This is a genomic window from Parabacteroides sp. TM07-1AC, from assembly GCF_003480915.1.
GTDB lineage: Bacteria > Bacteroidota > Bacteroidia > Bacteroidales > Tannerellaceae > Parabacteroides > Parabacteroides chongii.
This window is the reverse complement of the sequence record NZ_QUKD01000012.1, coordinates 162741-175112: the sequence shown is the minus strand read 5'-3', so window position 1 is coordinate 175112 and position 12372 is coordinate 162741. Positions and strand designations below refer to the sequence as shown.

Below are 12372 nucleotides of genomic sequence, written 5' to 3'. Positions count from 1 at the left end.
TGCCAATACGATGGCAAAGCTTCCGGCTGCCTGAGAAGCTAAACATAATATCCGTTATCTTGTTTTAAATTATAGAGCCTTTGCTCTATCGGATAATGTTTTAATAAGATATGGGGCGGAAAAAGAAAATAGCAAAATATATATTCCCGGCAATCGGATTGCTGGTCGTGCTGCTTACAGTCCTGAACCTGTATCTGAGTCACCGGCTGGAACGGTATCTGAAGAAGGAACTGAGCCGCCGTACGGCTGAAGCGACAGACGGCTTTTATAACCTGACGTTCAATGACCTGTCTATCGGTTTCGTGAAAGGAGAGCTGAAGATCGAAGGAGTCAGGCTGCTGCCCGATTCAACCGTGTTCAGGCAGTGGAAAGCTAACGACAGTCTTCCCCGCACCTATGTGAAGGCTGAAGTCGGTGTGATAGACTTCAAAGGCGTGAACCTTACCTGGCGGTGGAGTTATAAAGAACTGCATTTTAATTCATTCGAGATAAAAGACCCGCGGATAGAAGTTTTTGATTCTTATTATTCGGGGCGCACGGAGAAAAAGAGCCGGCATGCCGAAACGAAATCTTTGTATGAAGTAATCTCTCCCTATATCAATGTGTTGAGTGTAAGGACGCTGAATCTGTCAGATGCCAGCGTATTCTATACGGTCGAGAATCCTGCCACGCCGATTGTTTACGCGTTGGATGATGTCAGTTTCCGTGCATATGGTTTCCTGTTGGATAAAAACTCGTCGCAGAGCGGCAAGTTGCTCTATTGCGATAACTTTGAGTTTGTCACGCACCAGCCGCAGACCCTGCTTGCCAACAACGACTTTCTTCTCCGTACGGACAGTATAAAACTCAGTACGCAGGATTCGATTATTTATATAGAGAAGATCCGTCTGATCCCGCAGGACAGTTTGTGGACGGAAAATAAACAACGTCCGGACAGTTATGTCGATGCACAGGTCAGAACCGTAGAGATTGACGGCATTCATTTTAAGCGGGAGGAGGCTTTGAATTATCTGACGGCACGTTCGTTTGAAATATCCTCTTCGGATATTCAAATATTTAACCTGGCGGGCAGCGATCCGCAGGCGGATAAACCGGCTGACTCCACTGCCAGGATCGATACCGATTCGCTGGTACAGGCGTTGTCGCTTTATGATATTATTTCGCCTGTGCTGCACAGTGTTTCTATCGGGACAATAGGGATCGATACAGCCAAAGTTGCCTATTCGCAAGTTGTAAACGATTCGGTGGAAGTCTATCAGCTGGATAATTTTAATTTCCGGGCAACCGGTTTCCGGATCGATTCGCTTGCCGAAGAGAAACACGGGCTTTGGTATTCCCAAAACTTTGCTTTTGAGGCAACCGGCATCAGCGGCAATATGACGGCACGTAACCATCGTTTCGATATCGAACGTATGGCGCTGGATACGGAGACGGGTGATTTCAGTATCGGGAATATCCGTCTGAAACCGATATCCGTCAACTCCCGGAAAGATTATATGTCCGGCAGTATTGACACATTGGCTATGAAAGGTTTGCTTTATGACAAAGGAATCAGTACAGACCTGTTCAAGATAGACCGTCCGGTAATTTATTATTATAAATCACCGTCTTATGCGAAAAAAAATAAAGAAGTGAAAGCGCCGGTCGATCCGAGGGCAGATGTTGAAAGTATCCTGAATCCTTTATTACAATATTTGTCTATCAAGCGGATCGATCTGAATCATGCCTATGTTACGTTGAATGACCGGAGTGTTCCTGATCCGGTTGTCTACAAATTGAAAGATTTTAATTTTTATGCAACCCGTTTTCTGATGAATGACAGTACAAACCGGAGCGGCAGTCTATTCTTTGCCTGCGATCATTTCGGTTTTAGTTTCAGCGATTTCGATAATTATTTACCGGGTAAAGCCTATCGCCTGGCTGTGAGGAAAGGAAATTTCTCAACATCAAAAGGTGTATTGAGTTTGCAGGACGTGAAACTGCTTCCACAGGATTCTTTATGGCAGCTGGGGGCGAATTCATATATTAGTGTAGAAACTCCGATGGTCTATGCTACAGGATTGAGCCATTTGCCTCAAAAGTTGCTTCAACATCTGGATGCAGCCTCCCTACATGTCGAATCGCCTGATATACGAATGTTGAAAAAGGATGGTAGTTTATTGCATCTCACACTCCATGATTTGGAAATTGGTAAGATCGCCTGGGATAGCTTGCATTTTTCTGTCGGTTCGATAGATCTGTCTGAACCAGTTATCCGCTATCAGGCCGGAAACTCACCTGATACGATAAAGGTAAAAAAGAAATCTCCTCTGATCATATCGAATGATATCTATGAAGCAGTCAACCGTTTCACTCCCGACCTTTCGTTGGGGAAACTGGCTGTTTCCAATGCCGTTTGGAACGGCGATACGGCAAGCTTGTACTTGGAAGGACTGCATATCAATGCAAAAGACCGGACTTTCGGGTTGAAAACCGTCCGGTTCGACACCCGCGACCTGGCATTCCCGTTGGATAATGGTTCTTATACATTGAAGATAGGAAAGGTTCATTTGGATAATACCGATCTGAGTCTGGAAAATATCCGTCTCATTTCTGCCTGGCCGAAAATGGAATTTGCTTACCGGCAGCCCAAACACCAGGATTGGTTTGATGTGAAGGTCGGTAAGCTGGGATTGTCGGGAATCGATTTGCCGGCTTACTTCTCGGATCAAACTGTCCGGATCAGGAATGTACAGATCGACGATACGGAACTTCAGAACTTCAAGAACCAGCAGATTGCCGTTCCCCGCCATATCGTTCCGATGATTTATTTCGGTTTGCAGAAAGCACCGGTGAAAGTGGCGGTCGACAGTCTTGCCGTGAATAACCTTACCGTCGTTTATGAAGAATTATCCAAGAAAGGGACGGAACCGGGCAAACTCTTTTTCACGGAGATGAATGGGCAGTTTTCCGGCTTTACCAATATCGTTTCCCGTCCGGACCAGTATATCCGTCTGGACGCAAACGGTAAATTGATGGGGAAAGGGTATTTTACTGCCACCTGGATGCTCCCGGTCGATTCCCTGAACGACCGTTTCCTGCTGGATGCACATCTGACTGACTTTGACCTGACTGCGCTCAACGAACTGATCACTCCCCTGGCTTTTGCCAAGGTGGAAAGCGGCAGGCTGACGGACTTTACATTCAGTACCGAAGCCTCTTCCAAAGGTGCCACTGTCGGGATGCTATTCCTTTACAGGGACCTGAAGGCGGAAATCATGAAGGAGAAAAATGGCGAAGTGACCGACAATAAGTTCCTTTCCCGCCTGGCAAATCTGGTACTGAAACATGATAATCCCGATCATCCGGAACGGGGAACGCACCGCCCGCGGTATTCCCGTCTGAGCATCGAACGTGATCCGTATCATTCCACATTCAATTACCTGTGGCAGATACTTCGTCCGGCACTGACCGAATCGGTGGGTGTCTCTAAAAAGACGCAGGATATGGCTAAGGAAGTCACCGGCTTTTTCGCCAAAGTGAAGAACTTTTTCCATCCGAAAAAGAAAAAGCGGCAGGAGGATAAAGTTTCCGGACAAAATGCTCCGGACGGTGAACCAAACCCGGACTAAACTGTTTTAACAATATAGGGTGTTGTATTGTCGATAAAAAAATAGAATATGGAATATAATATTATTCACTGTCCTGAAAAGTATCGCTTTGAATTGAAGCAGGATGGTTTAACTGCCTTTGTGCAGTACAGGCTTGTAGGCAATAATTTGGATATTATTCACACGATAGTGCCGGAACCTCTCGAAGGTCAGGGAATAGCCGCCTCGCTGGTGAAAGCGGCTTTCGACTATGCGTTAGAAAATCAGTTGAAACCGCGGGCTGTCTGCTCCTATGCAGTCGCCTGGCTCAAAAGACATCAGGAATATGCAAGATAATCAGTTTGAAAATGAAGACTATCCTTTGATAGTCACCCCCAGTAGATGGGCTAGTTCGAGTGCTTGTAAAGAAGTGACGGTAGCTCCGCGTAACTCACAACCTACTATGGGACTTATTCGGATGCCGGATATGTCGCAGTTGCTGAAGTCGGTGCCTTTTAAAGACGTACGATAAAATTCCGCCTCTTTGAGGTCGCTGGCATTGAAGCTGACGCTGGCAAACTGGCAATTCTCAAGAGAGCTGTTTCGCAGGTCGCACCGGTCGAAGTCGACATATTTGAGCTTGCTCATGGTCAGATTCAGATATTCGGCTTTGCAGTTACTGAAAACCAGGTGGTTTAATGCTGATTCGGAAAAATTAGCTCCGATCAGTTTACATTCGATAAATTCGATCCGGTGAAAACCTGAACCGGAGAAATTGACATTTGATAAGTCGCAGTTTCGGAAGATAATATCACTGAACTGCGACTTTTTTATGTGGCAACCGATCAGCAGGCAGTTCGAAAACACACAGGATTGCATGCCGATATTTTCTGTTTTAACCTCGAACAATCTTTGGTTCCTGAACGAGTATTCCGTCAGGTCTTCTCCTGTCTGCAGGAGCGTTTCGTTGAGTGAATTGTCTTCTTTCAATACCTTGGTTATGCGGGGAGATGTTATCTTCATTGTATTTTGTTTTTATAAGCGGATAAAGATAGCTATTTTGATCCGTATTTTACGATGCTTGTATCGATATCGGTTTATCCCTTGTCGGAATAATATTATTGTGTTATTGGAATATTTGTTTTATTTGTATCTAGTTTATTTCTGTCGGATGATTTTATTAAATAATACAGTTTATGGAAGATAAAAAGAATGGATACAAGAGCAAGCGATATGATTTCCCTACCAAGCGTTATTGTCAGACGCTGGATTTGAAAGACGATCCGGAATTGATCGAAGAATATAAGAAAAGACATGGACAAGCATGTTATTGGCCTGAAATAGGTGAAGGAATCAAGAGCGTCGGGATATTGGAAATGGAAATTTATCTGTGCGGGAACCGATTGTTCATGATCGTGGAGACTCCGGCCGATTTTGATTGGGATACAGCTTTCGCTCGTCTGGCGGGTTTACCGCGACAGGCTGAATGGGAAGAATATATGTCGGTTTTCCAACAAGCTGATCCGAATGCCAGTTCTGCCGAAAAATGGCAGTTGATGGAACGTATTTTCCATTTGTATGAATAACTTATAATTTACTTTTATACATGACGGGAGTCAGCCCCGTGTATCTTTTGAAAAGCCGGTTGAAGTAAGATACGTTCTCGAAAGAAAGTGTATAAGCAATGTCTTTGACTGGACGATTGTCGGTAATGATTAACAACTGGGCTTTTTCTATTTTCTTTTGGTTGATGTATTGCACCGGAGTGATATGCATTTCCTCTTTGAAAAGCCGGATGAAATGATCTTTAGAGAGGCAACAAATCTCGGTCAGTTCATCGATGGTTATGTTCTTGTCGATGTTTTTACGTATATATCGGATCGTTTTTCGTATCCGGTTATCGGTAATCTCGTATTTGTGTGTCGCCTCTTTCATAAAACGTGACAATAGTTGAAGCAAAATTCCCTGTGTTTCCATCATGGTATAGGTTGGGTTTTTAGTGTGAAGCAGGATATTTTGCATCAGGGTGGATGAATTGTCGTAATTGGAAGGATCGTATTCTTTCAGGTTTCTTCCGGGATTGATGACGGCCAGTTGTTCCACCAGTTGACTGTCCAGCGGGGTCGCATCCACTTCCACCGGAAAAATATAATCTTCCAGGATACGTTGGTTGGATAGCGGGTTCTCATAAATATGTATATAATATAATGTATAGAAATCGTCGCATTCATAACTATGCAGCGTGAATGGAGGAATCAGGTAAAGATGTCCGGGGGTAAGAGACTGGACCTGATCCTGTAAATGCAGTTTGGCTATGCCTTGCCTGACCAGATAAATGCGGGCGAACGGGCTGTTTACATTTTTGTAATTCCAGTCGGCACGATGAACCGCATATCCGATATTCAGCAGGATCAGGTCTGTGTTCTCTTTTTCTTTCATATTTCTTTGACTATAATCCGGTTAGTCCAATAACTTGCCGGGGATAACTATTTTGTTTTCTTTTTGTGTCCGGAAGATAATAAATTCGATATCTTTCGACTTATCGATCTTCTGAAGAGCATCCTGCATTTCTTTCAGGTTGTTGACGGTGACAGTTCCTATTTTCAGGATCACGTCATTCGGGCGGATATAATCCCGTAGTTTACCGCCTAGAGCATTGACCGATACTACATATACTCCCCGTTCTGAGTCCATTCCTGTTGCCGACCGTTCTCCGAGTGTTTGCAGGCTTTTGATCGTTGCTCCGCTCCAGTTGATTATTTCGTCATCTGCATGAGTGGCGATGATGATGGGAGTAGGCATTTTGGGAGTATGTGCGATCGCTTTCAGACGAGAAGAGACCACTCCGAACTGGTCCATAACAAAATTGCGGAAGCCGCCTTTGGTTATGGCTTCGGAATCATCGGTAACGGTAAAATCTCCTTCTGATGGATTACTGAATTGTACGGAAGTCACAATGGAGTGTTCATCCGTATTGTTTTTTCGGGCGGTAGCACAGGAGAGGCTATCAGTGAAAATATTATAGTCTACCATCAATCCCCATTCCCGTACACCGATCGGTTTGTATTCTGTCATGACGATATTGCGTGTAAAGACATCGCCGCTGTTTATAAACCAGACATGCGGATGGAAAGAGTTATTGACCATGATGTTGTTTTCTACTACACGGTAAAAACCTTCCCGTAGCTTGATCCCTCCGTTGAGGCATAGGTTGTTATATATGTGGTAATTACTGGAACCGTCGTCCAGATCGATATCCCAACCCCTGTCACAGCGGAAACGGTTATTTCTGATTACGGTCGTCCGGACAGCATCCGCCAGAATAAGGGCCGGGTCTTTGGCTACGATGGATTCCATTGTTTTGTAGCTCGGATGCCAGTAACGGTCGCGTCCCCAGGAATTGAAAGAACCGTGGTCGCCGGTTTCTTTCACCGTATCGAAAATGTCGTTGAATTCCAGGATATGTCCTCCCCATGTTCCCTCGCTGATATTGATTCCGGCGCGGGGGGTGTCGTAGATACTGTTGTGGCTGACGGTGATAGCTTGCGACATGGATAGTTCAACTCCGGTGATCTGTTTTTCAAACAGGCCGATCGAGTGGATCAGGTTATCGTATACCAGGCATTGAGCCGGATAGTTATTGCTTTTGGGGCCTTTGGTATGATCCAGTTGTTCATATGGAACAAATTCTCCGTATTCAAAACTCGGTGAACGGACCGCATCCGGATCACCGACAAAACAAATGGCACTGGCACCGATCCGGGTGAGATGAGAACCGGATACTTCTGAATGACGGTTATAATTGGAAAAGAAAATAGCGTTTCCTCCCAGGTTATGCAAGTAACAGTTGCGTAATGCACAATGCTCGGTTCCTTCAAAGAATACGGCAGCCCCCCGGTAGACCGTCCAGTCCGAGCGGAGCAGTTGTTCATACGGTTCCATGAACGTACGCAGTGTTTGTGTCAATTCCAAACCTTCCAGTGTGATATTCTTTACCGGGGTGGCTTCTGTTCCCCGAAATTCGATCAGGTGTTTGAGTTGAGGAGATTCAAAAAGAACTTTAGATACATTTTCGCCTTCCAATGGATAGTAATATAATGTATGTTCACCGGCAGCATAATACCATTCGCCCGGTGCATCGAGTTCTTCAAATATATTTTCCACCATCCGGTTATCCGGGTGAAGACCGGACTGGCGGTTATTTTGCCAGCCTCCTTCCATCTCTAATTCTCCTTTCTTATTTTTCCCCGTAATGCGGTAATGGAAGTCACCCCAGTCATGATTGTGCATGGCATGCAGATATCCTCCTATAGGATTTTTCCATTTTTTGACCCGTTCGGGAGCGGTAGCCTGAGCTGATGTTCCATTGAAACGGACTGCTTTTTCATCGAAGTTCGGGTAACGGGCCATGTGGCGGAGCTGGCCGTCTGCAACCAGCATATCCATTACGGGGTTACCATCTATTTGGGCTTTCATAATTCCTTTTTTATAAGGTTCCCATTTTAGGGTTAAAGGGATACCTGAAGAGAGGATTACTTTTTCTCCCGGGTAGGCTTTTACGGAGAGTTGCCGGCTGTCGTTTCCATCTTGCGGGGTGAATATGACCGGTTTGTCAAGAATATATTTCCCTTCCCGGATATAAATGACCACGTCTCCTTTTTCCGTCCGAGCCTTTTCCAAAGCGGCAGGGATACTGTTCAACGGATTCCTTATACTTCCGTCGCCTGTGTTTTTGCCTGTCTCGGCAACGTAAAATTCTGATTGTGCCGATATCGGTAATGTTATAAGGGTCAGTAATATTACCGACAGAGCATTTAGTACTTTACTCATCATTGTTACTTATTAGATTTAAATTGTTATGTAAGTGTGTTCTATCTCTTTTCTTTAACGTTTGCAAGATAGAGTTTTTTTATGAAAAATAACTATACTATTCCGGGTATGAATGATAAAATGTCGAAATCGTGTTATTCCTTCTCTTTTTTGTATCACTCATTTCATATTAATAATAGTTCTTTTGTATATCTAATTTAATCTGTTAATCTTATGGGCAAACACACTTCTTTTCTATTCATTGCATTATCCTTGTTTATGTCATGCAAGCAGGCCGGTACACCGGCAAAGGATGTTCTTTCGGTAGCCTCTCCGAAGGGGACGGCTGTGTTTCAGGATAACTGGGAAAATATGGGTGAGAATTACCAGTTTCCTGCATGGTTTTCGGATGCAAAGTTCGGTATATTTATCCATTGGGGTGTTTATGCAGTTCCGGCCTATGTAAATGAATGGTATCCGAGAAATATGTATCAGAAAGATTCTAAGGAATATAAGTACCATATTGAAAAATACGGCGATCATGTAAAGTTCGGTTATAAAGACTTTATACCGATGTTCGGGGCGGAGAAGTTTAATGCGGATGAATGGGTGTCGTTGTTCAAGGCTGCCGGTGCAAAATATGTGGTGCCTGTTGCGGAGCATCATGACGGTTTTGCTATGTATGACAGCGATCTGAATCCGTGGAATGCCGTAAAGATGGGACCTAAGAAAGATATTATCGGTTTGTTGAAGAAAGCAACCGAGAAGGAAGGACTCATTTTCGGCCTGTCGAGCCACCGGCTGGAAAACTCCTGGTTTTACAATGGAGGAATGGAGTTTCCTTCGGATGTGCAGGATAAGTCGGTCTCTCTATATGGCCGTCGACTGGAACAGGAGAAATATACGGATGAGGTCGGTCTGGACTTCTTGGCACATACTCATGAACTGATAGATAAGTATCAGCCTCAGTTGATCTGGTTTGACTGGACAGTGAATAATCCGGTTATACGTCCTTACTTCAACAAGTTTATGGCTTACTATTATAATAATTCGATAGATTGGGGAAGAGGTGTTGTGGTAAATACCAAGCATGGTTACCCGACAAATATCCAGGTTGGCGACGTAGAGCGTGGTAAATTGGATAAGATGCGTAAATATCCCTGGCAAACAGATACTTCCGTTGGTAAGCATTCGTGGTGTTATACCGATGGGGAAGAGAATAAGACCCCGGAACAGATTGTACACGACCTGATCGATATTGTCAGTAAAAACGGTAACCTGTTGCTGAATATCGGTCCCCGTGCGGACGGAACGATTACGGAAGAACAAAAATCAGTGTTGCTTTCTATCGGTGACTGGCTAAAAGTGAACGGAGAAGCGATCTACGGAACTCGTTGCTGGATAAAATCAGGAGAAGGAGATATTGCCGGTACTGCCGGTACCTTCACGGATAATGAAGCGACCGCTTATACCGCCCGTGATATGCGTTTTACAACCAAAGGAAACGATCTTTATGCGATTGTTCTGAATTGGGATAAGGCCGGTGTTTTAATAAAATCGCTGGATAAGACTACTGTTGCCGATGCAAAGATACTGGATGTGAAGTTGTTGGGATCCGATGCGAAGATCAGCTGGAAGCAGACCGACCAAGGTTTGAAACTATCTGTTCCGGCAGAGAAGCCGTGTGAATATGCTTATGCTTTTAAGATCAGTTTCGATAAGAAAGCAGGAAGCCATTTGGAATCGGAGATGATCGACATCCCGTTTAAGCACGGGGATGAATGATCTACATGGAAGCAACCTGTTGTTTGGATAAAATAGGGCTGTAGGCGAGGTAGTTTTGATTATTGGCATAGATAAAGAGCAAAGAACCGCCTTTGATCGTGTTGATAATAGGCTTGCTTACAGCTTGTGGCAGTGCCGGACAACCGAAACTGCGTCCTAGACGACCGGATGAAGCTATGACAGAAGGGTTGGAGTAGGCTGCTCCGTGGATCACGATTGCCCGTTCTTTGGCACGGTCGTTGATCCCTTTTTCCAGTCCGTTCAGGACAAGCGAATAACCGTTTTTTCCTTGATAGGTATTCTCCGTCAGAAAGAATCCCAGCGAACTTTTCAGCGAACCGTTCTCGTTGGAGAAAGAGGTGGCGTAATTTCCGCCGCTGTTCTTTCCATGTGACACAAGGGAAGAGAATAGCAACTTTTTATGTCTCATATCGAATACATAAAAACGTTCTTCGGTGGAAGGCTTGCTGAAATCGACCAGTGTCAGTATCTCTTTTGACTTTTCTTCGATTTTATTATATCCGGCGATTGCCTGTTCGAATGCCGTGAAGTTGACGATCCCTTCCAGTTGCATCTCCTGGTATAATTGCCGGCAGCTTGAAACTTCGCGCATGACAGGTTCTGAACTTCTCATTTGGGAGAATTTCACAGGTATGAACAGGAGGAGCAGGTAGATGAAAATTTTGTGCATGTCTGTGTGAATCAGACTGCAAAGTTAGAATTTTTAATCGAAAACAAAAACGAGTGCCTCATAAACCGGTGCCCAGTCGTAAATAAATTTAGCATGCGAAGTGGCGTTCCGGACACACATATGGGAGCGGGGAGTCGTGCCCAGCGATGGGCTGTATTCGATAAATGTTTTGCGTGGGGCATTGACCGGTACGCCGTGGATATACCCTCCATTCGTGAAGCGGCTGGCGTAAGGCGCAAATCCTCCGGTTTCAGTTGTCCCGTCTACCAGATAGATCATACGGGGTTTCTTTTCCTGGACGACATATATGCCGGGAGGTGTTTCCTGGGCGTAAGGTGGTCTGTGTAACCCGGTAGTTGCCGGATTCATACTTCTAACCAGCCACTTATCGCCATCCTGTTCCAATGTGGCGATGTTTTGATTCTTTGTATCGACGAAGATGGCTTTTCTGAATATGATTGTGTCGGGAATGGTCTTAATATATTTTTTAGGGATCATCCATTCCTTTCCGGTATGTACGGAGGCTACTTTCGTGAAATTCGTATAATCTTCCAAATGTTTAACCAAAGCACCGTCTCTGCCATAGAGTTCAGGTACGGAGGTGTCTGCCGTCAGGTAAAGAGGAACGCCCTGGAAACGTTCGACACCTAAAGAATCTGCAATACGCCGGTAGGAATCCCTGTGATAGTTTTTTACCAGTGGGGCTTCTCCGTTTTTATTCCTGTAATTCTGCAGGACTGACCAGGTCGCCGGTTTCTTCTGGATAGATTCCAGCCAGGAGAGACGTTCTTTTATTTTATCCCATTGAAATTCCCGGGTGGTATCTTTATAAGGGTATGTGTCCGCCAGGGTATGCTGGTCGTAAAGTAACTCTTTTTCCAGGATGATCTCTTTAGGGACCGTATCGATCTCTTCCACTGTTACTATGGTCGTCGAGTCCGGGAGAGCTTCTCCGCCGGAGACCGCTCTGTCCGTTTTTGTCGTACAGTAACTAAGCAGAATAAGACAGAATACCGGAAATATAACAGCTCTTTTCATCCCAATTATCTTTTTTGTGAATATACGGTTTTTTATCGGAATAACCGCGAATACCGTCAGAAAAAGAGGTTATCCCGGATGGAATAACCTCTCTACTTTTTACTCTGTCAAACGGTGAGTGGTCCATCCTCACTTAATCATATTTAATAACGCTGACCGGACAGCTTTCTGCAGCTTCTTTGATCCCTTCCTCAAAATCGTTGAAGTTTACTCCTTCATTTACGTGGGAACGGTCGGTTACATGAAAAACTTCCGGACATATGCCTTCACAAGTACCGCAAGCGATACAGTCTTCTTCTATCCAAACACTTTTAATTGCCATACTTTATACATTTAAGATGATTATATCCTAATAACAGATATAGTAAAGAAAATGTTGATGTGTCCGCTACAAAGACAGTTGTCCGATTAAAACTAATTTAACGCATTAAACCCTCTGATTTAAAATTATTTTACTACGTTTACAGCATAGATAAAATC

Annotated in this window: 10 protein-coding genes; 4 read left to right on the top strand and 6 right to left on the bottom strand. The window is 44.4% G+C overall.

What is annotated here, in order from left to right; translation table 11 throughout:
* Positions 1 to 110 precede the first annotated feature (110 nt).
* Both DXD68_RS20770 and DXD68_RS20765 read left to right on the top strand, forming a co-directional pair.
* Entirely contained in the window at positions 111 to 3611 is a 3501-nt protein-coding gene (locus tag DXD68_RS20770) for a DUF748 domain-containing protein (protein WP_122363400.1), read from the top strand.
* Positions 3612 to 3659: 48 nt separating this feature from the next.
* On the top strand, positions 3660 to 3926 hold the full coding sequence (locus tag DXD68_RS20765) for a GNAT family N-acetyltransferase (protein WP_122363399.1): 267 nt from the start codon (positions 3660 to 3662) through the stop codon (positions 3924 to 3926).
* Positions 3927 to 3944: 18 nt separating this feature from the next.
* On the opposite strand, the gene DXD68_RS20760 is transcribed toward DXD68_RS20765, so the two are convergent.
* A complete protein-coding gene (locus tag DXD68_RS20760; protein ID WP_122363398.1) occupies positions 3945 to 4592 on the bottom strand; it encodes a pentapeptide repeat-containing protein in 648 nt (215 codons plus the stop codon).
* A gap of 173 nt (positions 4593 to 4765) precedes the next feature.
* Here DXD68_RS20760 and DXD68_RS20755 point away from each other — a divergent pair, with 173 nt between their 5' ends.
* A complete protein-coding gene (locus DXD68_RS20755; RefSeq protein WP_122363397.1) occupies positions 4766 to 5155 on the top strand; it encodes an L-rhamnose mutarotase in 390 nt (129 codons plus the stop codon).
* Between the two features lies 1 nt (position 5156).
* Here DXD68_RS20755 and DXD68_RS20750 read toward each other — a convergent pair whose 3' ends face one another.
* Both DXD68_RS20750 and DXD68_RS20745 read right to left on the bottom strand, forming a co-directional pair.
* A complete protein-coding gene (locus DXD68_RS20750; protein ID WP_122363396.1) occupies positions 5157 to 6008 on the bottom strand; it encodes an AraC family transcriptional regulator in 852 nt (283 codons plus the stop codon).
* Positions 6009 to 6029: 21 nt separating this feature from the next.
* Positions 6030 to 8402 carry a PDZ domain-containing protein gene (locus DXD68_RS20745; RefSeq protein WP_122363395.1) on the bottom strand — a complete coding sequence of 791 codons (2373 nt, stop codon included), beginning with the start codon at positions 8400 to 8402 and terminating at the stop codon, positions 6030 to 6032.
* Between the two features lie 210 nt (positions 8403 to 8612).
* On the opposite strand from DXD68_RS20745, the gene DXD68_RS20740 reads away from it, so the two are divergent.
* Positions 8613 to 10163 carry an alpha-L-fucosidase gene (locus tag DXD68_RS20740; RefSeq protein ID WP_122363394.1) on the top strand — a complete coding sequence of 517 codons (1551 nt, stop codon included), beginning with the start codon at positions 8613 to 8615 and terminating at the stop codon, positions 10161 to 10163.
* A gap of 1 nt (position 10164) precedes the next feature.
* On the opposite strand, the gene DXD68_RS20735 is transcribed toward DXD68_RS20740, so the two are convergent.
* The 3 genes from DXD68_RS20735 to DXD68_RS20725 form a co-directional block, all read right to left on the bottom strand.
* Positions 10165 to 10797 carry a murein L,D-transpeptidase catalytic domain family protein gene (locus DXD68_RS20735; RefSeq protein WP_122363442.1) on the bottom strand — a complete coding sequence of 211 codons (633 nt, stop codon included), beginning with the start codon at positions 10795 to 10797 and terminating at the stop codon, positions 10165 to 10167.
* Between the two features lie 90 nt (positions 10798 to 10887).
* Positions 10888 to 11892: a L,D-transpeptidase gene (locus tag DXD68_RS20730; protein ID WP_122363393.1), complete on the bottom strand. Its 1005-nt coding sequence runs from the start codon at positions 11890 to 11892 to the stop codon at positions 10888 to 10890.
* Positions 11893 to 12025: 133 nt separating this feature from the next.
* A complete protein-coding gene (locus DXD68_RS20725) occupies positions 12026 to 12214 on the bottom strand; it encodes a ferredoxin (protein ID WP_122352205.1) in 189 nt (62 codons plus the stop codon).
* Positions 12215 to 12372 lie beyond the last annotated feature (158 nt).

Coding starts and splice junctions, on each gene's coding strand:
- DXD68_RS20770 (WP_122363400.1), top strand. CDS start 111: ATGGGGCGGAAAAAGAAAATAGCAAAATATATATTCCCGGCAATCGGA.
- DXD68_RS20765 (WP_122363399.1), top strand. CDS start 3,660: ATGGAATATAATATTATTCACTGTCCTGAAAAGTATCGCTTTGAATTG.
- DXD68_RS20760 (WP_122363398.1), bottom strand. CDS start 4,592: ATGAAGATAACATCTCCCCGCATAACCAAGGTATTGAAAGAAGACAAT.
- DXD68_RS20755 (WP_122363397.1), top strand. CDS start 4,766: ATGGAAGATAAAAAGAATGGATACAAGAGCAAGCGATATGATTTCCCT.
- DXD68_RS20750 (WP_122363396.1), bottom strand. CDS start 6,008: ATGAAAGAAAAAGAGAACACAGACCTGATCCTGCTGAATATCGGATAT.
- DXD68_RS20745 (WP_122363395.1), bottom strand. CDS start 8,402: ATGATGAGTAAAGTACTAAATGCTCTGTCGGTAATATTACTGACCCTT.
- DXD68_RS20740 (WP_122363394.1), top strand. CDS start 8,613: ATGGGCAAACACACTTCTTTTCTATTCATTGCATTATCCTTGTTTATG.
- DXD68_RS20735 (WP_122363442.1), bottom strand. CDS start 10,797: ATGAGAAGTTCAGAACCTGTCATGCGCGAAGTTTCAAGCTGCCGGCAA.
- DXD68_RS20730 (WP_122363393.1), bottom strand. CDS start 11,892: ATGAAAAGAGCTGTTATATTTCCGGTATTCTGTCTTATTCTGCTTAGT.
- DXD68_RS20725 (WP_122352205.1), bottom strand. CDS start 12,214: ATGGCAATTAAAAGTGTTTGGATAGAAGAAGACTGTATCGCTTGCGGT.